The organism is Kitasatospora gansuensis (assembly GCF_014203705.1).
Taxonomy (GTDB): domain Bacteria; phylum Actinomycetota; class Actinomycetes; order Streptomycetales; family Streptomycetaceae; genus Kitasatospora; species Kitasatospora gansuensis.
The window spans coordinates 5,406,263-5,427,553 of sequence record NZ_JACHJR010000001.1; the positions used below are offsets into that span (position 1 = coordinate 5,406,263).

At 70.4% G+C, this 21,291-nt stretch carries 17 protein-coding genes, 2 tRNA genes and 1 riboswitch; of the genes, 13 read left to right on the top strand and 6 right to left on the bottom strand.

Annotated elements, in window-relative coordinates; all coding sequences use genetic code 11:
• Positions 1-20 precede the first annotated feature (20 nt).
• Both F4556_RS24145 and F4556_RS24150 read left to right on the top strand, forming a co-directional pair.
• Positions 21-1,169 carry a PP2C family protein-serine/threonine phosphatase gene (locus F4556_RS24145; protein WP_246511751.1) on the top strand — a complete coding sequence of 383 codons (1,149 nt, stop codon included), beginning with the start codon at positions 21-23 and terminating at the stop codon, positions 1,167-1,169.
• 343 nt (positions 1,170-1,512) lie between these two features.
• The gene (locus F4556_RS24150) at positions 1,513-1,707 is read left to right on the top strand and encodes a hypothetical protein (protein WP_057238501.1); all 195 of its coding nucleotides are present in this window, start codon (positions 1,513-1,515) and stop codon (positions 1,705-1,707) included.
• A gap of 40 nt (positions 1,708-1,747) precedes the next feature.
• Here the strand turns inward: F4556_RS24150 and F4556_RS24155 are convergent, their stop codons facing one another.
• Positions 1,748-2,485: a DUF6348 family protein gene (locus F4556_RS24155; RefSeq protein ID WP_184919470.1), complete on the bottom strand. Its 738-nt coding sequence runs from the start codon at positions 2,483-2,485 to the stop codon at positions 1,748-1,750.
• Positions 2,486-2,818: 333 nt separating this feature from the next.
• A riboswitch (cyclic di-AMP (ydaO/yuaA leader) is annotated at positions 2,819-2,992 on the top strand.
• 8 nt (positions 2,993-3,000) lie between these two features.
• Here F4556_RS24155 and F4556_RS24160 point away from each other — a divergent pair.
• Positions 3,001-4,014: a M23 family metallopeptidase gene (locus F4556_RS24160; RefSeq protein ID WP_184919472.1), complete on the top strand. Its 1,014-nt coding sequence runs from the start codon at positions 3,001-3,003 to the stop codon at positions 4,012-4,014.
• A 62-nt stretch (positions 4,015-4,076) separates the two neighbouring features.
• Here F4556_RS24160 and F4556_RS24165 read toward each other — a convergent pair.
• Positions 4,077-4,150 (bottom strand) — tRNA-Gly (locus tag F4556_RS24165).
• Between the two features lie 176 nt (positions 4,151-4,326).
• Between F4556_RS24165 and F4556_RS24170 the strand changes: the two genes are divergently transcribed.
• The 5 genes from F4556_RS24170 (at position 4,327) to clpX (ending at position 9,347) form a co-directional block, all read left to right on the top strand.
• Positions 4,327-4,400, top strand: a tRNA-Pro gene (locus F4556_RS24170).
• Between the two features lie 463 nt (positions 4,401-4,863).
• Complete coding sequence (gene tig / locus F4556_RS24175) at positions 4,864-6,240, top strand: trigger factor (protein ID WP_184919474.1); 1,377 nt, start codon at positions 4,864-4,866, stop codon at positions 6,238-6,240.
• A gap of 262 nt (positions 6,241-6,502) precedes the next feature.
• Entirely contained in the window at positions 6,503-7,120 is a 618-nt protein-coding gene (locus F4556_RS24180) for an ATP-dependent Clp protease proteolytic subunit (protein WP_376775800.1), read from the top strand.
• Positions 7,121-7,175: 55 nt separating this feature from the next.
• Positions 7,176-7,823: an ATP-dependent Clp protease proteolytic subunit gene (locus F4556_RS24185; protein WP_184919476.1), complete on the top strand. Its 648-nt coding sequence runs from the start codon at positions 7,176-7,178 to the stop codon at positions 7,821-7,823.
• Positions 7,824-8,057: 234 nt separating this feature from the next.
• A complete protein-coding gene (clpX, locus tag F4556_RS24190; RefSeq protein WP_057238515.1) occupies positions 8,058-9,347 on the top strand; it encodes an ATP-dependent Clp protease ATP-binding subunit ClpX in 1,290 nt (429 codons plus the stop codon).
• A gap of 79 nt (positions 9,348-9,426) precedes the next feature.
• Here clpX and F4556_RS24195 read toward each other — a convergent pair whose 3' ends face one another.
• On the bottom strand, positions 9,427-10,455 hold the full coding sequence (locus tag F4556_RS24195) for a hypothetical protein (protein WP_184919479.1): 1,029 nt from the start codon (positions 10,453-10,455) through the stop codon (positions 9,427-9,429).
• A gap of 159 nt (positions 10,456-10,614) precedes the next feature.
• Between F4556_RS24195 and F4556_RS24200 the strand changes: the two genes are divergently transcribed.
• From F4556_RS24200 to F4556_RS24210, 3 genes are all read left to right on the top strand, one after another.
• Positions 10,615-13,254 (top strand): valine--tRNA ligase, encoded by a 2,640-nt coding sequence (locus F4556_RS24200; protein ID WP_184919488.1) that lies wholly within the window; start codon positions 10,615-10,617, stop codon positions 13,252-13,254.
• Positions 13,255-13,445: 191 nt separating this feature from the next.
• Positions 13,446-14,492: a rod shape-determining protein gene (locus tag F4556_RS24205; protein ID WP_184919490.1), complete on the top strand. Its 1,047-nt coding sequence runs from the start codon at positions 13,446-13,448 to the stop codon at positions 14,490-14,492.
• Between the two features lie 144 nt (positions 14,493-14,636).
• Complete coding sequence (locus F4556_RS24210) at positions 14,637-15,149, top strand: hypothetical protein (protein WP_184919492.1); 513 nt, start codon at positions 14,637-14,639, stop codon at positions 15,147-15,149.
• A 15-nt stretch (positions 15,150-15,164) separates the two neighbouring features.
• Here F4556_RS24210 and F4556_RS24215 read toward each other — a convergent pair whose 3' ends face one another.
• From F4556_RS24215 to F4556_RS24225, 3 genes are all read right to left on the bottom strand, one after another.
• Positions 15,165-16,676, bottom strand: coding sequence for a chitinase (locus F4556_RS24215; RefSeq protein ID WP_184919494.1), 1,512 nt, complete (start codon positions 16,674-16,676; stop codon positions 15,165-15,167).
• Between the two features lie 99 nt (positions 16,677-16,775).
• The gene (wecB, locus tag F4556_RS24220) at positions 16,776-17,924 is read right to left on the bottom strand and encodes a non-hydrolyzing UDP-N-acetylglucosamine 2-epimerase (protein ID WP_184919496.1); all 1,149 of its coding nucleotides are present in this window, start codon (positions 17,922-17,924) and stop codon (positions 16,776-16,778) included.
• 13 nt (positions 17,925-17,937) lie between these two features.
• Entirely contained in the window at positions 17,938-19,359 is a 1,422-nt protein-coding gene (locus tag F4556_RS24225; protein ID WP_184919498.1) for an XrtP-associated glycosyltransferase, read from the bottom strand.
• A gap of 170 nt (positions 19,360-19,529) precedes the next feature.
• Between F4556_RS24225 and folC the strand changes: the two genes are divergently transcribed.
• A complete protein-coding gene (folC, locus tag F4556_RS24230; RefSeq protein ID WP_184919500.1) occupies positions 19,530-20,927 on the top strand; it encodes a bifunctional tetrahydrofolate synthase/dihydrofolate synthase in 1,398 nt (465 codons plus the stop codon).
• A 1-nt stretch (position 20,928) separates the two neighbouring features.
• Entirely contained in the window at positions 20,929-21,264 is a 336-nt protein-coding gene (locus F4556_RS24235; protein ID WP_184919502.1) for a DUF4233 domain-containing protein, read from the top strand.
• Positions 21,265-21,291: the final 27 nt, after the last annotated feature.

Below are 21,291 nucleotides of genomic sequence, written 5' to 3' on the forward strand. Positions count from 1 at the left end.
ACACCCCGTGGACGGCCCGGTTGCGCGGCAGGCTCTACCGGGTCCGCCGAGTGCTGCGCCGGACCGGAGTGGACTACTTCCGCGGCGACGCCTCCGACTGGCTCGCCTTCGCGGTGCTGTTCGCGGCCGTCCCGCTGCTGGTGGTGCTCAACGTCCTGATCCCGGCCTGGGCCCCGCCCACCGCGCTGGTGCTGCCGATCCTGGCCGGCGCGCTGCTGCTGCGGCCCGGCACCCTGGTGCTGCTCTACGCGGCCGCCGCGCTCGGGCTCTCGGTCGAGTCGCTGATCCACACCGGCGAGCGGGTGGCCAGCGACCGCCCCGACACGTACGTCTACGGCGTCACCCCGGGCGCCGCCCTGGTGGTCGGCGCGGTCGGGGTGGCCGGGCTGCTGCTGGCCCAGTTCCGCAGCCGGGTCGGCGTGCCGTGGCGCGGCGGCGGCTCGATGCTGTTCGACCTGCGCGAGCGGCTGCGGGTGCAGAGCAGGGTGCCCGCGCTGCCCGCGGGCTGGTCCGCCGACATGGCGCTCCGCCCGGCCGGCGGCCAGTCCTTCTCCGGCGACTTCGTGGTGGCCACCCGGACCGGCCCCGGCCGGCGGACCCTGGAGGTGGTCCTGGCCGACGTGTCCGGAAAGGGCATGGACGCGGGCTCCCGCGCGCTGCTGCTCTCCGGCGCGTTCGGCGGGCTGCTCGGCTCGCTGCCGGCCCAGCAGTTCCTGCCCGCCGCCAACGGCTACCTGCTCCGGCAGGACTGGGACGAGGGCTTCGCGACCGCCGTGCACCTGGTGCTGGACCTGGAGACCGGCGAGTACGAGCTGCTGTCGGCCGGGCACCTGCCCGGGATGCAGCGGCACGCGGGCACCGGCCGCTGGGAGATCAAGGAGTCCACCGAGGGCGCGCTGCTCGGGGTCTACGACGGCGCGGTGTTCGAGGCGGTCCGCGGCCGGCTGGACCAGGGCGACGTGCTGATGCTCTGCACCGACGGCATGGTGGAGATCCCCGGCCGGGACCTGACCGAGGGGATGGACCGGCTGATGGGGGAGGCGGACCGGCTGATCGGCGGCGCCCCGTTCTCCCAACACGGCGGCCGGGGCTCGGCGGTGAGGCTGATCGAGTCGGTCGCCAAGGACGTGAACGACGACCGGGCGGTCCTGCTGCTCTGGCGTGGGTGACCGACCGGTAGCCGAAGTGTGTCAAGTCGGTGCACCGGTCTTCGGCCATTCCTGATCGCGGCCCGGTGCAGTGGATCTAGGTCCGGCCCCACCAGCCCGGGAGCGGTCAACTTCCAGTTAGGGGTACCCGTTCGACGGCCCGTCAGGTCGGCTGGGCTATCGTCTCGGTCGGCGGAAATTCGTCTCACATCGCAGGATCTTCGCGGCTGGCTTCCGGCAAGTCCTTTACGCAGTCGGCACGAACGACCACACTGAGTTCGGGTGGGACGGTCGGTTCTCGGGGGTCTCGGGGGATTGGGCCCGCCACGAAGCTCGCTACGAAAGAATGAGGAAGTGAGTCCTGGTGGCCTTCTCCGTCTCAGCGCTGGTCCTGTTCGGGATCATCGTGGTCATCTTCATCCGCAACAAGCAGTTGAAGACCAGTCACGCGGTCATGGCCGCACTGTTCGGCTTCATGCTCAGCCAGTCCACGGCGGCCAAGCCGATCCAGGACTTCCTCACCCAGCTCGCGCAGACCATCTCCTCGGTCGCCAGCTGACGACGCACGGCCTCGGGCGCGGCTGACCCGGGTCAGGCTTTCAGCGACGACTCCGCCACCAGCGGCCCAACCAGCGGCGCGGCGGCGGGGGTTCAGCCTGTCCCGGGTGCTCCGGCTGCGGGTGCTCGGCGACCAGCAGCAGGAACAGCCGGGCCCAGCAGAGCCGTTCGCCCCGTGGCCAGTCCAGTGCGCGCAGGGCGGCCGAAGCCGGCTCGCAGACCGTCCCGTTGATCCGGACCTCGGCGACGTCGTCGCCCGCCTTGCCGCCGAAGAACAGCTTCACGCCGTTGACCTGACGCTCGGTCAGCTTCGGCAGCACGGCGGCCGCCAGCACCGGGCCGAGGTCGCGCTCGGTGACCCAGTCGAACAGCGGGTCGGTGTCGGCGCCGAACACCGCGGCCGGGCCCTGCACCACGTGCCAGCCGGGGAACTCGGGGGCGTCGTAGTGGTCGCCCTCGCCGGTCAGCAGGCTCAGTACGGCGGTCGCCGTGGTGCCCGCCCACATCCGCACCGCGCTGTCCAGCCGCTCCACCTCGGTGCCGCCCACACCGGCCGCGCAGTCCCAGAGCACCGGTGCGTCGCCCTGGCCGAGCCGCAGGACGTAGCCGAGGTCGACATGGCCGGCGCCGGTGCCGTGCTCGTCGTGGTCGCGGAAGGCCACCGCCGTGGTGCCGGGGCCGCGCACCAGCGGGCCGTCGAGGGTGAACTCCTGACCGAGTCCGGCCATCTCGCGGATCACCGCGCGCTGGATGACGGCCAGCCGTTCCTCGGGGCGCACAGGCGGGGCTCCTTGCTCAGCGGCGCCTCGAACACCTGCGTTCGAGCTCGACCGTGGGCGAGCGTATCGGCCCGACGTGAGCGGTGTCACGGTGAACGCTGGCGGAGCGGGTCCGGCCGGGCACGGACGGCGATATCGGACACCCTCCGTAGAAAGGTCGGGGACGAAGCGTCGCCGATTCGGGGTGTCAGGGGCGCAAGTCCCGACCGGGACGTGACCTTCGTCCCTGATCATCCTTGTTCAGCGTTCAACCGGGGCTTGCCACTTCGCGACCGATCGGCTTTGCTTCGAGGCCTGTCCGGTGAACGACCGGACGGGCTCATCCGGGCGGAACGCCGAATCCTGCCGCCGCCCGGCGCCTCGTACAAGGCACGCATGGCAGGAGCGGGGGACCCAAGGTAAGTCGCCGAACCGGTGTGAACCGGGACGGCTTGGGGTTAAGCCGCATTCCTGCGGCCGGGCATCTCCAGTCCGCACCCGACAGCTCACCTCGTAGGCGTCGGAGAGGACCCCCCATGTCCGCACAGGGCAAGCACCGTCGCGTCCAGCTGTCCCACCTGACCCGGATCGCCGTCGCGACCGGCGTCCTCGGCGCCACCTTCGCACTCCCGGTCGCCGCCGCCAGCGCCCACCAGGGCCACGCCGCCGCCTCCGTGCCGCAGGCCGCCCCGGCCGCCGTGACCACCATCGCCACCGAGACCGCTCCGGCCGCCACCGCGGTGACCCCGGTCGCCGCCGCCACCCCGGCCGCGAGCAGCTACCAGGTCGTCAGTGGCGACACCCTCTCGAAGATCGCCTCCGCCAAGCAGGTGGACGGCGGCTGGGAGAAGCTCTACCAGGACAACCGCACCGTGGTCGGCGGCAACCCGAACCTGATCTACCCGGGTCAGCAGCTCTCGCTCGCCGGCAAGGCCGTGGCCGCCACGCCGGCGCCCGCCGCGGAGGCCCCGAAGGCCGTCGTCGAGGCGCCGAAGACCGAGACCAAGTCCTCCTCTTCCTCCTCCGCGAGCACCACGGACTCCACCAAGGCGTCCCGCTCCAAGGCGACCACCGCGGCCCCGAAGGCGAGCACCGCCCCGAAGGCTGCTGCGGCTCCGAAGGCCGAGTCGGCCGCCGTGGCGGCCGGCGGCTACGTCGCCCCGGTCAGCGGCGGCACCTCCACCGCGTACCACGCCTCCGGTTCCTCCTGGTCCAGCGGCTACCACACCGGTGTCGACTTCCGCGCCTCGACCGGCACCAGCGTCAAGGCCATCACCTCCGGCACCGTGGTCAAGGCCGGCAACGGCGGGTCCTACGGCAACGAGGTCGTCGTCAAGCACGCCGACGGCAAGTACTCCGAGTACGCCCACCTCTCCTCGATCTCCGTCAGCGTCGGCCAGTCCGTCTCGGCCGGCCAGCAGCTGGGCCTCTCCGGCGCCACCGGCAACGTGACCGGCCCGCACCTGCACTTCGAGGTCCGCACCGGCCCGGCCTACGGCTCCGACATCGACCCGGTCGCCTACCTGCGCGCGCACGGCGTCAACGTCTGATCCGACTGACTCGGCCTCAGACGACTTCGGCCCCCTGGTCATTGACCAGGGGGCCGAGGCGTTGGAGCGGGTGACGAGAATCGAACTCGCGTGACCAGTTTGGAAGACTGGGGCTCTACCATTGAGCTACACCCGCGTGCGGTGCCGGAGCGCACAGTGACCTCGGGGCCGTTGCCGGTCGCGAGGACAGGGTCAGCGTACCTGGTCGGGTCGGTTGCTCGCACACCGCTTTGGCGGTTCGGCCCGTTCGGTGGGTCTCCGATATGACCATGGGGGCGGCCGGGGCGGCGTGTACGCTTCCTCTCGGCACCACGGGGTGTGGCGCAGCTTGGTAGCGCGTCCGCTTTGGGAGCGGAAGGCCGTCGGTTCGAATCCGGCCACCCCGACAGTGCGGCAGGGTCTCGTCAACACGCGGGGCCCTGTTGGCGTTTCCGGGGGCGGATGCCCGAGCGGCGGGTACGCCAATGGCGAACCTGACGGTGTGCCAGGCGACCTTCCCGTTCGCCGGGGGCCGCCCCGTGCCACCGGGATTCGGAGGCTGCCGGGACCGTCCCGGGCCGTTCGGGGAGCCGGGTTCGGGGGTCGGTCGGGCCCTGTGGGTGACCCGAACAGCGGCGCCCTGGCGTCCGCCTTTCGTGCTACCGGTAGGATGGGCCGCTGGCGGTCGTCCCTGTGGCATGTGCACAGGTCAGACCGCCCGAGGGCGAGGAGTCACGCTCACCGTCCACCCCCGTACGGGAGATGCAGCTCCAACCGCCCATCACCCGTCTCGTCCGAACCCGATCGGCCCACGGCCGGTCGTCGGAGGGCGTAGACAACCTGACCGCAAGCCCCCAAGGAGACCCAACCGTGAAGAGCGCCGTCGAGACTCTGAACCCGACCCGGGTTCGACTCACCGTCGAGGTGCCCTTCGAGGAGCTCAAGCCGAGCCTCGACGCTGCTTACAAGAAGATCAACTCGCAGGTCTCGGTCCCGGGCTTCCGTAAGGGCAAGATCCCGAACCGCGTCATCGACCAGCGCTTCGGCCGTGCCGCCGTGCTGGAAGAGGCGGTCAACGACGCCCTGCCGCGCTTCTACACGCAGGCCGTCGACGAGGGCAAGATCGAGGTCCTCGGACAGCCCGACATCACCGACATCCAGGGTGTCGAGAACCTCGCCGACGGCGGTGACCTCAGCTTCGTCGCCGAGGTCGACGTGCGTCCCGAGATCACCCTCCCGGACTTCGCCGGCATCGAGGTCGTCGTCGACCCGATCGTGGTCGCGGACGAGGACGTCGAGAAGTCGCTGGAGCAGCTGCGCGAGCGCTTCTCCTCGGTCAAGGACGTCGAGCGCGCCGCCGCCGAGGGCGATGTCGTGGTCGTCGACCTCGAGGCCAAGGTCGACGGTGAGGTGCCGGAGGACGGCACCGCCACCGGCGTGAGCTACGAGATCGGCTCCGGCCGCCTGCTGGACGGCATCGACGAGGCCGTCATCGGCCTGTCCGCCGGCGAGACCAAGACCTTCACCACCGAGCTCAAGGGCGGCACCCAGGCCGGCCAGAGCTCCGAGGTCACCGTCACCGTGACCGCCGTCCAGGAGAAGGAACTCCCCGAGCTGGACGACGAGTTCGCCCAGATGGCGAGCGAGTTCGACAGCCTGGAGGAGCTGAAGGACGACTCCCGCAAGCGCCTCGAGCGGATGCGCGAGTTCGACCAGGCCACCCAGGCCCAGGAGCGGGTGCTCGACGAGCTGCTGAAGCTGGTCGAGATGGAGTACCCGGAGAAGCTCCTCAAGGACGAGGTCGAGACCCGCAAGCACAACCTCGAGCACCACCAGCTCGAGCCCATGGGCCTGACCCTCGAGACCTACCTCGCCACCCAGGACAAGTCCGTCGAGGACTTCGCCAAGGAGACCGAGGACCAGGCCAAGAAGGGCATCAAGACCCAGTTCGTGCTCGACGAGATCGTCGACAAGGAGAAGCTGGGCGTCAACCAGGAGGAGCTCACCGAGCACCTCATCCGCCGTGCGGCGGGCTCCGGCATGACGCCGGACCAGTTCGCCCAGCAGGTCGTCCAGGGCAACCAGGTGCCGCTGCTGGTCGGCGAGGTCGCCCGCGGCAAGGCGCTGGCGCTGGTCGTCGAGGCCGCCAAGGTCACCGACACCAACGGCGACGTCGTCTCCTTCGAGGACGACGAGGACGAGGCCACCGAGGGCGTCGAGGCCGCGGCCGAGACCACCGAGGCCTGATTTCCCCGGTAGTACCCGAGCTGTTCCGGACGGCCCGGACACCCCGTCAGCGGGGTGTCCGGGCCGTCCGTTGTTCCCGCTCCGACCCTGCGCTCACAGCGAACAGTTCTGCGTGGGGGATTCTGCGGCCGGGCCTGCGCGTTAGGGTCCTTAGACAGCGACATTCACGCAGTGATATCTAGCTGTGCGACAGAGCGGCGGCTGTAGCGCGGCCGTCCAATTCGACTGAGCAGGTGGCTAAGTGACGTTCCCGCAGATGCAGATGCCTGGCCTGATGGCGCCGCACGCCGCCGGTGGTGACGTGCTCGGCGGCCTGGGAGACCAGGTCTACAACCGGCTGCTCAACGAGCGCATCATCTTCCTCGGCCAGCAGGTCGACGACGACATCGCCAACAAGATCACGGCCCAGCTCCTTCTCCTCGCGGCCGACCCGGAGAAGGACATCTACCTGTACATCAACTCGCCCGGTGGCTCGATCACCGCGGGCATGGCGATCTACGACACCATGCAGTACATCAAGAACGACGTGGTCACCATCGCGATGGGCATGGCCGCCTCGATGGGTCAGTTCCTGCTGACCGCCGGTGCCAAGGGCAAGCGCTTCTCGCTGCCGAACGCCAACATCCTGATGCACCAGCCCTCCGCCGGTCTCGGCGGTTCGGCCACCGACATCCGGATCCAGGCCGAGCAGCTGCTCCGCACCAAGAAGCGGATGTCCGAGCTGATCGCCGCGCACAGCGGCCAGTCCTTCGAGCGGGTCACCGCGGACTCCGACCGGGACCGCTGGTTCACCCCGGAGCAGGCCAAGGAGTACGGCCTGATCGACTCGATCATGCACAGCGCCGCGGACGTTCCCGGCGGCGGCGGCACCGGCGCCTGACAGCAGCCGGCAGCAGACCCAACCGACCGTCACGCTTCGGAGGACCGAACACCCCATGAACACCGCGCGCACCGAGTTCACCGCCCCGAGGGCCGAGGGCCGCTACATCGTCCCGCGCTTCGTCGAGCGCACCTCGCAGGGCATCCGCGAGTACGACCCGTACGCCAAGCTGTTCGAGGAGCGCATCATCTTCCTCGGCTCCCAGGTGGACGACGTCTCGGCCAACGACATCATGGCGCAGCTGCTCTGCCTGGAGTCGATGGACCCGGATCGTGAGATCCAGATGTACATCAACTCGCCCGGCGGCTCCTTCACGGCGCTCACCGCGATCTACGACACCATGCAGTACGTCAAGCCGGACATCACCACCGTCTGCATGGGCCAGGCGGCCTCCGCGGCGGCGGTCCTGCTGGCGGCGGGCACCCCCGGCAAGCGGATGGCGCTGCCGAACGCCCGGATCCTGATCCACCAGCCGTACACCGAGACCGGCCGCGGTCAGGTCTCCGACCTGGAGATCCAGGCCCGGGAGATCTTCCGGATGCGCGAGCAGCTGGAGGAGATGCTGTCCAAGCACTCCAACAAGCCGGTCGAGCAGGTCCGCGAGGACATCGAGCGGGACAAGATCCTGACGGCCGAGGAGGCGCTGGAGTACGGGCTGATCGACCAGATCATCTCGACCCGGAAGTCCTCGCTGACCTCCTGAGCCCACTGGGTTCACCGGGCGGGGCATGGCAGTGAGCCGTGCTCCGCCCGTGCCGTCCGACGGCATCTGTTCGGTATCAATTCGCCCTGGGCGTACGGCAGAGCTGTCGAAGACGACGGAATTGGCGGCTCGGCAGAGTACCGTCGGATAGCGAGACCGATCGCTCGACGGCGACCGGTCCACAGCACCAGGCCCCGGACCCCCGCGGGGCCCCTGGCGAAGGGGAAGCACCTCGTGGCACGCATCGGAGACGGTGGCGACCTGCTCAAGTGCTCGTTCTGTGGCAAGTCCCAGAAGCAGGTGAAGAAGCTGATCGCCGGGCCAGGCGTGTACATCTGCGACGAGTGCATCGACCTGTGCAACGAGATCATCGAGGAGGAGCTCGCCGAGACCTCCGAGGTGCGTTTCGAGGAGCTCCCGAAGCCCCGCGAGATCTACGAGTTCCTGGACCAGTACGTGGTCGGCCAGGACACCGCGAAGAAGTCGCTGTCGGTCGCGGTCTACAACCACTACAAGCGCGTCCAGGCCGGCGAGGCCGGGCGCAGCGGTGGCAACGGCCGCGAGGACGCGATCGAGCTGGCCAAGTCCAACATCCTGCTGCTCGGCCCGACCGGCTCCGGCAAGACGCTGCTCGCGCAGACCCTGGCCCGGATGCTGAACGTGCCGTTCGCGATCGCCGACGCCACCGCCCTCACCGAGGCCGGTTACGTCGGTGAGGACGTCGAGAACATCCTGCTGAAGCTGATCCAGGCCGCTGACTACGACGTCAAGAAGGCCGAGACCGGCATCATCTACATCGACGAGATCGACAAGGTCGCCCGCAAGAGCGAGAACCCGTCGATCACCCGCGACGTCTCCGGCGAGGGTGTCCAGCAGGCGCTGCTGAAGATCCTGGAGGGCACCACCGCGAGCGTGCCGCCGCAGGGCGGCCGCAAGCACCCGCACCAGGAGTTCATCCAGATCGACACCACCAACGTGCTGTTCATCGTGGGTGGCGCGTTCGCCGGTCTGGAGCGGATCGTCGAGGGCCGGGCGGGTGGCAAGGGCATCGGCTTCGGTGCCAACATCCGCTCGAAGCGCGAGTCGGACAGCAGCGACCACTTCCGTTCGGTGATGCCGGAGGACCTGGTGAAGTTCGGGATGATCCCCGAGTTCATCGGCCGGCTCCCGGTGATCACCAGCGTGCACAACCTGGACCGCGAGGCGCTGCTGCAGATCCTCACCGAGCCGAAGAACGCGCTGGTCAAGCAGTACCGCAAGCTCTTCGAACTGGACGGCGTGGAGCTGGAGTTCAGCCGCGACGCGCTGGAGGCGATCGCCGACCAGGCGATCCTGCGCGGCACCGGTGCCCGTGGCCTGCGGGCCATCATGGAGGAGGTGCTGATGTCCGTGATGTACGAGGTGCCGTCCCGGCAGGACGTGGCCCGCGTGGTGGTCACCGGCGACGTGGTCTCCAAGCACGCGATCCCGACCCTGGTCCCGCGCGACATGATCAAGCGCGAGCGGCGCGACAAGAGCGCCTGACCCGCAGCGACAGGAAGGCCCCGCACCCTCCAGGGTGCGGGGCCTTCCTGCTGTCGCGGAGCTGGTGGACCTGGTGGACCTACTTGGCGACCACCAGGGCGTCCCGGATCGCCCGGGTCTGGTCGGCGGCCTGGGCCGGGGTGAGCGGGCTGCTCTTGCCGTCCAGCGAGACCTTGGTGAAGGTGACCGAGCCGGCCGTGGAGTGGTTGGCCCAGAGGCAGATCGGGATCTCGATCCCGCTGCTGCTGGCCACCCCGCAGGAGAGCTTGCCGCCCGCGTCCTTGGCGTCCTTGGCGTCGACCGAGGCCAGCGGGGTCTTCCAGGTCAGCGTGGACAGACCGGCGGCCTGCTTGTTGACCTGCTTGGTGATCGCCTCGGGGTCGGTGATGGTGCCCCAGGAGCCGCCGATGGTGAGGCTGTCGGTCGCGTCCTTGCCCTTCACGTAGGTCGCGACCAGCCCGCCGTCGTACGAGCTGTAGCCCTTGCCGGACTCCTTGGGGTCGCCCGGGGCGTCCTTGCTGGTCTTCAGGGTGTACCCGCCGGGCAGGGTGGCCGGGGCGGCCAGCTTGAACTTGCCGGTGGTGGAGCTGCCGGCGCCGACCGGCGAGTCCGAGGAGGTCAGCGCCCAGACCAGGCCGCCACCGCCGACCAGCACCACGGCGCCGACCACCAGGCCGATCACCAGACCGGTCCTGCTCTTCGGCTGCTCGGGCATCGGCCCGCCGAACTGCGGCTGGCCGTACGGCTGCGGCTGCTGCCCGTACGGCGGCTGCGGCGCGCCGTACTGCGGGGCCTGCCCGAACTGCGGCGGGGCGCCGAACTGGGGTGCCTGCGGCTGGCCGTACGGGGGCTGCGGCTGGCCGAACTGCGGTGCGGGCGGCTGCTCCTGGGGCTTGCCGAACTGCGGCGGGCCCGGCTGCTGCGGCGGCGCGCCGTACGGTCCGGCGGGCGGCTGGGCCTGGGGCGGGTAGCCGTAGCTCTGCGGCGGCTGGCCGTACGGGGGCTGCGGCGGCGCGCCGTAGGGCTGCTGTTGCGGCGGCTGGCCGTACGGCGGCTGCGGCTGTTGCGGCGGTTGGCCCTGCGGATACTGCTGCCCCGGCCCGTTCATCGGTCTCCCCCACGTCGGTTGTGACTGTTCGTCAGTGCGCGCCAAACGGGCGTGCGAGTATCGGGGCACGGTACCGCACCCGTCAAGACCGGCCCCGTCCGGGTGGTCGGCGCGGAATGCGGTCGAAGGCGGTCTCCAGGTTTACGTAAACTGTGTGTCGTGACCGACACGACGAACCAGCGCCCCGGAACCTTCGACGGGGACAACGCAGCCACCCTCCCGACGACCTACGCCCCGGCGGAGGTAGAGGGCGTGCTGTACGAGCGCTGGGAGGAGCGCGGCTACTTCACCGCCGACGCCAAGAGCGACAAGCCCGCGTACACCATCGTCATCCCGCCGCCGAACGTCACCGGTGCGCTGCACCTCGGCCATGCCTTCCAGCACACCCTGATGGACGCCCTGACGCGCCGTAAGCGGATGCAGGGTTTCGAGACGCTCTGGCTGCCCGGCATGGACCACGCCGGCATCGCCACCCAGAACAAGGTGGAGCAGCAGCTCGCCGAGTCCGGCCTGTCCCGGCACGACCTGGGCCGGGAGGCCTTCGTCGAGAAGGTCTGGGAGTGGAAGGAGAACTACGGCGGGCGGATCCTCGGCCAGATGCGCCGCCTCGGTGACGGGGTGGACTGGTCGCGCGAGCGCTTCACCATGGACGAGGGCCTGTCCAAGGCCGTCCAGACCATCTTCAAGAAGCTCTTCGACGACGGCCTGATCTACCGCGCCGAGCGCATCATCAACTGGTGCCCGCGCTGCCTCACCGCGCTCTCCGACATCGAGGTCGAGCACGAGGACGAGGCCGGCGAGCTGGTCTCGATCCGCTACGGCGACGGGGACGACTCGATCGTGGTCGCCACCACCCGGGCCGAGACCCTGCTCGGCGACACCGCCGTCGCGGTGCACCCGACCGACGAGCGCTACGCCCACCTGGTCGGCCGCACCATCAAGCTGCCGCTGACGGACCGTGAGATCCCGGTGGTCGCGGACGAGCACGTCGACCCGGAGTTCGGCACCGGCGCCGTCAAGGTGACCCCGGCGCACGACCCGAACGACTTCGCGATCGGCCAGCGCCACGGCCTGCCGAACCTGACCGTGATGGACGACCACGGTGTGATCACCGTGCACGGCCCGTTCCTCGGTCTGGACCGGCTGGAGGCCCGCTCGGCCGTGGTCGGCGCGCTGCGCGAGCAGGGCCGGATCGTCGCCGAGAAGCGCCCGTACATGCATGCCGTGGGCCACTGCTCGCGCTGCCACACCATCGTCGAGCCGCGCCTCTCGCTGCAGTGGTGGGTCAAGGTCGAGCCGCTGGCCAAGGCGGCCGGCGACGCCGTCCGCGACGGCAAGGTGGACATCCACCCGAAGGAGCTGGAGCGCCGCTACTTCGACTGGGTCGACAACATGTACGACTGGTGCATCTCGCGCCAGCTCTGGTGGGGCCACCGGATCCCGGTCTGGTACGGCCCCGAGGGCCAGGTCGTCTGCGTTGGCCCGGACGAGCAGGCGCCCACCGGCGAGGGCTGGCACCAGGACCCGGACGTCCTCGACACCTGGTTCTCCTCCGGCCTGTGGCCGTTCTCCACGCTCGGCTGGCCGGAGCAGACCCCGGACCTGGAGAAGTTCTACGCCACCGACGTGCTGCTCACCGGCCACGACATCATCTTCTTCTGGGTCGCCCGGATGATGATGTTCGGCCTGTACGCGATGGACGGTCAGGCGCCGTTCAAGACCGTCGCGTTGACCGGTCTGGTCCGTGACCAGTTCGGCAAGAAGATGTCCAAGTCCTCCGGTACCGCGGTCGACCCGCTGGACTGGATGGACGAGTACGGCGCGGACGCCGTCCGGTTCACCCTGGCCAGCGGCGCCAACCCCGGTGCGGACGTGCCGGTCGGCGAGGACTGGGTCAAGGGCTCGGGCAAGTTCTGCAACAAGATCTGGAACGCCACCCGGTTCGCCCTGATGAACGGCGCCACGGTCGAGGGCCCGCTGCCCGCGCCCGAGGAGCTCACCGCGGTCGACCGGTGGATCCTGTCCCGGCTGAACGCGACCATCACCCAGGTGGACGCGTTCTACGAGGAGTACGAGTTCGCCAAGGTCTCGGACGCCCTCTACCACTTCGCCTGGGACGAGGTCTTCGACTGGTACGTCGAGCTCTCCAAGACCACCCTGTTCGCGGGCGGCCCGCAGGCCGATGCCGCGCGCCGGGTGCTCGGCGAGGTGCTGGACAAGACCCTGCGCCTGCTGCACCCGATCGTGCCGTTCGTCACCGAGACCCTGTGGACCACGCTGACCGGCGGGGAGTCGCTGGTGATCGCCGAGTGGCCGGTCGCCGACGCCGCCCGGATCGACGCCGCCGCCGAGGCGGAGGTCGCCACCGTCCAGCAGGTGATCACCGAGGTCCGCCGGTTCCGTTCCGACCAGAACCTGAACCCGGGTCAGCGTCTGCCCGCTCAGCTGGAGCTGACCGGCAGCGCGCTGGTCGCGCACGAGGCCGCGATCCGTTCGCTGGCGCGGCTGACCGAGCCCGAGGAGGGCTTCACCGCCACCGCCTCGCTGCCGGTCGCCGGGATCACCGTGGCGCTGGACCTGTCCGGCACCATCGATGTGCCCGCCGAGCGCAAGCGCCTGGCCAAGGACCTGGCCGCCGCCGAGAAGGAGAAGGACCAGGCCATCGCCAAGCTCGGCAACGAGGCCTTCCTGGCCAAGGCGCCGGACAACGTGGTCGACAAGATCAAGGCCCGCCGGCAGGCGGCCGAGGCCGACATCGCCCGGATCACCGCGCAGTTGGCGTCGCTGCCGCAGGCCTGACGCCCGTTCACCGAGGGCCGTACCACCGCTTCGCGCGGGGGTACGGCCCTCGGCGTTTACCGGGAAAGGGAGTTGATTACCGATCGGATTCCCGTCGGCTCCGGATAACCCGTTCGGCCGAATTCCATCGCGTACGCTGGCAGGTGGCGGATGTGCACGAAGAGTTCGAAAGCGGAGAAGGCGGGCGGCCAATGGCGGGTACCGAAGCGCGGCGCGGGCAGGACATCGGCATCGATCTCGGAACGGCGAACACCCTGGTCTACCTCCGGGGCAAGGGAATTGTGCTGAACGAGCCCTCGGTGGTCGCGATGGACCGGAAGACCGGCGAGGTGCTGAGCGTCGGTGCCGAGGCCAAGCGGACGCTGGGCCGCACCCCCGCCGACGTGGTGGCCAGCCGGCCGCTCCAGGACGGCGTGATCGCCGACTTCGAGGGCACCCGGCACCTGCTGCGGTACCTGATGGCGAAGGCGACCGGCACCGGCGGCCGCTGGTTCCGGGCCAAGCCCCGGGTGGTGGTCTGCGTGCCGAGCGGGATCACCGGGGTCGAACGCCGGGCCGTGATCGAGGCGGTGGGCAGCGCCGGGGCCAGGTCGGTGCACCTGATCGAGGAGCCGATGGCGGCCGCGATCGGGGCCGGGCTGCCGGTCCAGGAGCCGACCGGCTCGATGGTGGTGGACATCGGCGGCGGCACCACCGAGGTGGCCGTGGTCTCGATGGGCGGCATGGTCGCCGCCCGGTCGATCCGGGTCGCGGGGGACCGGATGGACGCCGCGATCACCCGGCAGGTCAAGAAGGACCACGGCCTGCTGATCGGCGAACGGACCGCCGAGGAGCTCAAGCTGACGATCGGCTCGGCCGGTCCGGTGCCGGAGGACGAGGAGGGTCCGGCCGAGCACCTGGTCCGCGGCCGGGACGCCGTCGAAGGTCTGCCCAGGACGGCCACCGTGACGGCGGCTCAGGTCCGCGAGGCGCTGGACGAGCCGGTCGCCGAGATCGTGCTGGCGGTCCGCCAGACCCTGGACACGGTGCCGCCGGAGCTGGCGGGCGACGTGATGGGCCACGGCGTCATGCTCACCGGCGGCGGGGCGCTGCTGCGCGGCCTCGACCGGCGGATAGCCCGGGAGACCGGTCTGCCGGTGCGGGTCGCGGAGAATCCGCTGGACTGTGTCGCGGTCGGTTCCGGGAAGTGCGTGGAGGATCTCGAGGAGCTGCGGCGGACCTTCGCGCGGAGTGTCTGACCGTGAATCAGTAAATTCCTGAATTGGCGTTCGGCCGATCGGGTCTGGTTCTTTTGCGCGCGGGTTAAGGGGCGTTTGCAGTTCGACTGTGTACGGTAAGTGGGAGTTCTGGGCAGCGTATGTCGACTGACGGGAGGGCACGGCGTGGTGGTGACCAGGGAGTTGGCCGACGAACTGCCTGCGGAGGCGGTCGACGTGGCCAAGGCCAGGGCGGCGACGCTGCTGCTCGCCTTCCGGCACGGCAACCAACTCGCCTTCGACCGCGAGCTGGAGCGCCTGCTGGCCGACCAGGCCGAGCAGGAGGTGACCACCCTGCTGGTGTGGATCGCCGCCGAGGCGGTCCGCAAGGCGTACGCGCCCGAGGTCGGCGACCGGGTGCTGCGCGGCCTGGCCAGGCTCGCCCCGGTGGACACCTCCGGGGTCGCGGTGGACGAGGAACTCGTGGACGTGGCCGAGCTGGTGGAGGCGGTCGACGCCGGTGACGTGGGCACCGTCCGCTCGCTGGTCGCCTCGACCCCGGACACCACCTTCCTGGTCGGCGGTCTGCTCCAGGCGGTGGCGATGATGCTCCCCTTCCTCCCCGACGGGGAGTTGGGGGAGATCACCGCCGAACTCCGGCACCGGCACGGCTGCCGGAGCATCCCGCGCCAGGCCTAGACCGGCGCTGCTGTTTTACGGCATGGCGTGCAGGTGGCCGCCGACGGTGGAGGCGATGCCGCCGCCCGCCTTGGCGTCCCAGTTGGTCGACCAGGTCATCGCGCCGCCGATGCCGGGCCACTTGGTGTCCGGCTTGAAGGTGCCGCAGTTGGTGCCCTGGGCCAGGCAGTCGAGCGCGGCGTTCGCGACGCTCGGGCTGACGTAGCCGCCGCCCGCCGCGCTGGTGGAGGCCGGGACGCCGAGGCCGACCTGCCGGGGCTCCAGGCCGTTCTTGAGCTGGATGCAGGCCAGCGCGGTGAGGAAGTTGACCGTCCCCTGCGCGTGGACGTTGCCGTCGCAGCCGAGCATGGTGCCGGAGTTGTAGTACTGCATGTTGACGATGGTGAGGACGTCCTTCACGTTCAGCGCCAGCTTGAAGTACTCGGCTCCGGCCGACTGCATGTCGATGGTCTGCGGCGCCATGGTGAGCACGAAGCCGCTGCCGACCTTGCCCGCCAGCGTGTGCAGGGCCTGGCCCATGTACGTGGCGCTGACGCCGTTCTCCAGGTCGATGTCGATCCCGTCGAAGCCGTACTCCCGGATCACCGAGTACGCGGTGTCGGCGAAGTTGGTCGCGGAGGCCGAACTGTTCACCGAGACCGTGCCGTTCTGGCCGCCGACCGAGACGATCACCTTCTTGCCGGCCGCCCGCTTGGCCGCGATGTCGGCCTTGAACTGCGCGACGGTGTAACCGCCGAGGCGGCTCGCGAGCGTGCTGTCCAGGGTGAAGCTGATGCCGCCTGCGCTGCCGGTGGCGTCCGCGAAGGAGACCGCGATGATGTCGTACGCGGCCGGTACGTCGCTGATCTTCTGCACCGTGGCGCCGTTGTCGAAGTTCTGCCAGTAGCCGGTCAGCAGGTGCTTGTTGGCCGGCGGCGGAGTGCTGGTGCTGGTGCTCGGGCTGGGGCTGGGGCTCGGCGACGGGGTGACCGGCGCGCTGGTACTGGGCTTGGGCGTGGTCACGCTGGGGGACGGCTTGGGATCACCGGGGCCGATCAACGAGATGTCGTCCATCAGGAACGAGCTCTGGCCGTACCAGCCGTGCAGGTACACGGTGACCGCGGTGGTGCTCGCTCCGGTGGTGAAGGTGGTGCTCAGCTTGGTCCAACTGGTGCTGCTGGTCCAGGTGGAGGCAGTGGCGCCGCCCTCCACGCCGAGGTAGACGTACGGGCCGTTCACCCAGGCGCTCAGCGCGTAGGTGGAGTTCGGCTTGACGGTCACTCCGGTGGTGCACTTGCCGTTGTCGCTCGCGGTGGGGGTTACCCGCAGCGAGATGCCCCGGCCGCCCGTGGAGTCGGGTTGGCCGGAGCTGTTGGAGCAGGTCCACGGGTAGACGTGGTTGCCGCTCTCCAGGTTGCCGTTCTCGATCAGCTCCACGTCGCCGGGCGCCGCCGCTGCTCCTGGGGTGCTCAGCAGCAGGCCCACCAGGGCCAGGGCGGCGGCCACCAGGGCGACCAGGAACGTGTTCACCGTGCTTCTTGCGCGCATGCCATCTCCGTGTGGGGGAGTGAGGATGGTGCGGAGCAGTGCAGGGAGTCAAGTACCGGTCTGGACCAGTGACTTGGGACACACGGTGGAGTAGACCACTCAGGCTGTCAAGGGCTTGGCCAGCGCCAGGGTGAGTCTGGCGATCCGCTCGCTGGCCAGCCCGTCGCCGTACGGGCTCGGGGTGGCGGCCAGCCGGGCCAGCCGTTCGGGGGTGTCGGAGAGCCACTCGGCGGCCAGCGCGCCCAGCTCGGGGCCGGGCCGGACCAGGGCGGCGAAGCCCGCGGCCACCGACTCGGGGCGCTCGGTGGAGCGCCGGACCACCAGCAGCGGGCGGCCGAGCACGGTGCACTCCTCCTGCACGCCGCCGGAGTCGGAGACCAGCAGGGCGGCGTGCCTGGCCAGCCCGAGGAAGTCGCCGTAGCCGACCGGCTCGGTCACCGTCAGACGCTCCAACAGCCGTTGCAGGCCGCGCCGTTCGACCGCGGCGCGGGTCCGCGGGTGGATCGGGAACAGGACGGCGGTGCCCGCCGCCGCGAGCGCGTCCAGCTCGCCGAGCACCGCGCCGAGCGCCTCGGCGGTGTCGGTGTTCTCGGGGCGGTGCACGGTGGCCAGCACGTAGCCGTCGGCGCGCAGTCCGTACCGGGCCAGCAGGGCGGCCCTGGCCGCGGCGTCCGGCAGCTGACGGAGCACCACCTCGACCACGGTGTTGCCGGTCACCGCGATGGCCCGCTCGTCCAGTGCCTCGGTGCGCAGGTTGGCGGCGTTCTCCTCGGTGGCGGCGCAGAGCAGGTCGGCGATGTGATCGACCATCACCCGGTTGTGCTCCTCGGGCATCGCCCGGTCGTGGCTGCGCAGTCCGGCCTCGACGTGCACCAGCGGGATGCCGTGCGCGTTGGCGGCCAGCGCCCCGGCCAGGGTGGCGTTGGTGTCGCCCTGCACCACCACGGCGCCGGGGCGCTCGGCGGTGAAGGCGGCGTCCAGCTGCTCCAGCGAGGCGGCGATCTGCCCGGCCCGCGGCCTGCCGCCCACGCCGGAGAGCAACTCCGGTTCGGGCAGGTCGAGTTCACGCAGGAAGCGGCCGGACATCGCCTCGTCCCAGTGCTGGCCGGTGTGCAGCAGCCGGGCGGCCGGGCCCAGTTCGTGGATCAGCGGGGCGAGCTTGACCAGCTCGGGGCGGGTGCCCAGCACCACGGCGATCCGGTTGCCGGTGAAAGAAGCGAAAGGGGAGGGGAGGCAGGACACGGTCATCGGACGGTTCCGTTCAGGCTTCGAGCGCGGTCGGGGCACCGGCGGCGGCCTGCTCGGCGTTGCGGCGGGTCTTCGCCCAGCCGTTGCGGCCGAGCAGCAGCCGGACGGCCGCCCGGGTGGCCACCAGGAAGATGTGGTACGTGTACAGCCAGAGCGCCAACCCCCAGAGCAGGCCCAGCAGTCGGCTCCGGTTGGGGTACACGGTGCGGCGGTAGGCGAAGCCCCAGCAGACCAGCGGCAGCGCGGCGAGCACGAAGGCGAGCAGCATCAGCGGGCCGTACCTGGCCTCGAAGGTGGTCGCGTCCGCGCTGAAGAAGATCCGGGTGGCCAGCGAGATGCCGAGCGAGAGCGGGAAGAGCAGCACGAGCAGCACCGCGACCACCGGCTGCAGGAAGGTGTACATCACCTCGGCCTTGCCGCCGAGCGTGTAGTGCGGGGAGCGCAGCACCCGGCCGGTGTAGCGCAGGCACTGCATGTTGCCCTGTGCCCAGCGGGTCCGCTGGGTCAGGAAGCGGCGGCCGGAGACCAGGCCCTCCTGGGACACCCGGGTCTCCTGCACGTGCGTCAACCGGTAACCGGCCAGCCGGAGTTCGAGGCCGGACTCGTAGTCCTCCAGCAGCGCCCGCTCGGGCCAGGGGCGCTGCCCGCCGCCGGCCAGCGCGTCGAGGGCGGCGAGCCGGACGAACTGGCCGTTGCCGCCCAGGCCGACGCTGCCGGTGCGGCGGCGGAGCAGCTGCATCCCGGCGTTGCCGGCCTGGAACTCGACGTCCTGCATCCGGACCAGGGCCCTGGCGAAGGCGTTGGCGACCCGGCCGCGGTCAGGCAGCGGGCGCGGGTCGTCGGCGTTGCGCATCCGGACGCCGATCTGCACCGCGCCGGTGTCCGGGCGGCCGAACGCCTTCCCGCTGCTGACCAGGGCGAGGGTGTCGGTGGCCAGTTCGCCGTCGGCGTCCACCACGCCGAGCACCACCCGCTCGTGGTCGGTGCCGGCCGGCAGCCAGTCGGAGATCTGCCGGTAGGCGGCGTTCAGCGCGGCGCCCTTGCCGATCCGGGCGTCCGGGCGGCGGCGCTGCACCAGGTGGATCATCGGGTCCCGGTCGGCGGCGGCCAGCACCAGGTCGCGGGTGCGGTCCTCGCTGTCGTCGTCCACCACCCAGAGGTGCGCCTCGGGGGAGGACCGGCGCAGCCCGGTGAGGGTCTGGCCGACCACCGCCTCCTCGTCCCGGCAGGGGATCACCAGGTGCCAGCGGAAGGCGGCCGGATCGCCGGGTTCGGCGGGCCGGTTGCGTCGGAAGGCGTCGGCCGAGCCGGCCCAGTAGAGCAGGAACCGGCCGAACACGAAGAGCATGTAGGCCAGCAGGGCGAGCGAGAGCAGCTGGGCCGTCCACAGCACCTGGGTCCGGTGGCTCAGGAAGAAGGCGTGAACGGCATCCATCGCAAGGCTCCATCGGAAAATGATCTTTGATTCGATGGTGATCTTGTGAAATCAACATCCATTCACATGGTAGACCTTTGCCTTGGTGAACTGTTTGCCAAGTGAGGGCACTCACGTGAGTCATGGACCACCCGGACCGGAGTGGGGGAGCGGCTCCGTAGACTGGGCGCGTGAGCGACAAGGCCCCGCAGAACCCGTACACGATCCGCCCCGGCAACCCGGACCCCGCCGACCCGGCGGGTGAGTTGCGCGAGATCGAGACCGCCCTCTCCACCCGCTGGCCGGAGAACAAGCTGGAGCCGTCGCTCGACCGGATGGCCGCGCTGATGGACATCCTCGGCCAGCCCCAGCGGGCGTACCCGGCGATCCACATCACCGGCACCAACGGCAAGACCTCGACGGCCCGGATGATCGAGCAGCTGCTGCTCGCCTTCGAGCTGCGCACCGGCCGCTACACCAGCCCGCACGTCGAGTCGGTGACCGAGCGGATCAGCCTGGACGGCGCGCCGATCAGCGTGCAGAAGTTCATCGAGACCTACCGCGACATCGAGCCGTACGTGCAGATGGTCGACGCCCAGCAGCCGATCGCGATGTCCTTCTTCGAGGTGCTCACCGGCATGGCGTACGCCGTCTTCGCCGACACCCCGGTGGACGTCGCGGTGATCGAGGTCGGCATGGGCGGCTCCTGGGACGCCACCAACGTGATCGACGGCTCCGTCGCGGTGATCACCCCGGTCGGCCTGGACCACACCGACCGGCTCGGCGACACCACCGGCAAGATCGCCACCGAGAAGGCCGGAATCATCAAGCAGGGCGCGCTCGCCGTGGTCTCCCAGCAGCCGCTGGACGCCGCCGAGTCGATCCTGCGGCGCGCGGTCGAGGTGGACGCCACCGTCGCCCGCGAGGGCATGGAGTTCGGGGTGATCCGCCGTGAGGTCGCGGTCGGCGGGCAGCTGGTGACGATCCGTGGACTCGGCGGGGCCGAGTACGAGGACATCTTCCTCCCGCTGCACGGCGCCCACCAGGCACACAACGCGGCGCTCGCGCTGACCGCGGTCGAGGCCTTCTTCGGCGTCGGCGGCGCCCGCGGCGGCTCACTGGACGCGGAGAAGATCCGGGCCGCGTTCTCCGGCGTCAGCTCGCCCGGCCGCCTCGAGGTGGTCCGGCGCAGCCCCACCGTGATCCTGGACGCCGCGCACAACCCGCACGGGGCCGAGGCCAGCGTCGCCGCGATCAACGAGTCGTTCGCCTTCAGCAAGCTGGTCGGCGTGATCGCCACCAGCGGGGACAAGGACGCCTCCGGTTTCCTGGAGGCCTTCGAGCCGATCCTGGCCGAGGTGGTCATCACCGAGAACTCCACCCACCGGGCCACCCCGGTGGACCAGCTGGCCGCGATCGCGGTGGAGATCTTCGGCGAGGACCGGGTCCGGATCGAACCCCGGCTGGACGACGCGATCGACGCCGCCGTCACGATGGCCGAGGAGGAGGACCTCGGCGGCGCCGGGGTCGTCATCACCGGCTCCGTGATCACCGTCGGCGAAGCCCGCATTCTGCTCGGGAAGAAGTGACATGCGCGTCCTCTGCTCCTCCACGCTGATCGGCGAGGCGCTGCTGATCATGTTCGCGGCGCTGGTCGCGATGCAGCTCTCGGACGTCCCCACCGCGACGGTGTGGATCGTCAGCGGGATCGCGATGCTGCTCTGCGTGCTGCTCTGCGGCGCGATCACCCGGCCCGGGGCGGTGGCGGTCGGCTGGGCGCTCCAGACCGGACTGATCGTCAGCGGCTTCGTGCTGCCCACCATGTTCGGTCTCGGCCTGGTCTTCGCCGCGCTCTGGTGGTGCTCGGTGCACTACGGCCGCCGGATCGACGAGATCAAGGCCGCCCGGGAACTCGCCGAGGCGTGAGCCGACCGGGACGCGGGGCCGCAGCTG

Excerpts from the sequence above, each read along its gene's own strand:
- F4556_RS24225 (WP_184919498.1), bottom strand. The coding sequence starts at position 19,359 with ATGGATGCCGTTCACGCCTTCTTCCTGAGCCACCGGACCCAGGTGCTG.
- F4556_RS24195 (WP_184919479.1), bottom strand. The coding sequence starts at position 10,455 with ATGAACGGGCCGGGGCAGCAGTATCCGCAGGGCCAACCGCCGCAACAG.
- wecB (WP_184919496.1), bottom strand. The coding sequence starts at position 17,924 with ATGACCGTGTCCTGCCTCCCCTCCCCTTTCGCTTCTTTCACCGGCAAC.
- F4556_RS24180 (WP_376775800.1), top strand. The coding sequence starts at position 6,503 with ATGCCTGGCCTGATGGCGCCGCACGCCGCCGGTGGTGACGTGCTCGGC.
- F4556_RS24235 (WP_184919502.1), top strand. The coding sequence starts at position 20,929 with ATGCGCGTCCTCTGCTCCTCCACGCTGATCGGCGAGGCGCTGCTGATC.
- F4556_RS24205 (WP_184919490.1), top strand. The coding sequence starts at position 13,446 with ATGGCGGGTACCGAAGCGCGGCGCGGGCAGGACATCGGCATCGATCTC.
- F4556_RS24215 (WP_184919494.1), bottom strand. The coding sequence starts at position 16,676 with ATGCGCGCAAGAAGCACGGTGAACACGTTCCTGGTCGCCCTGGTGGCC.
- F4556_RS24185 (WP_184919476.1), top strand. The coding sequence starts at position 7,176 with ATGAACACCGCGCGCACCGAGTTCACCGCCCCGAGGGCCGAGGGCCGC.
- F4556_RS24160 (WP_184919472.1), top strand. The coding sequence starts at position 3,001 with ATGTCCGCACAGGGCAAGCACCGTCGCGTCCAGCTGTCCCACCTGACC.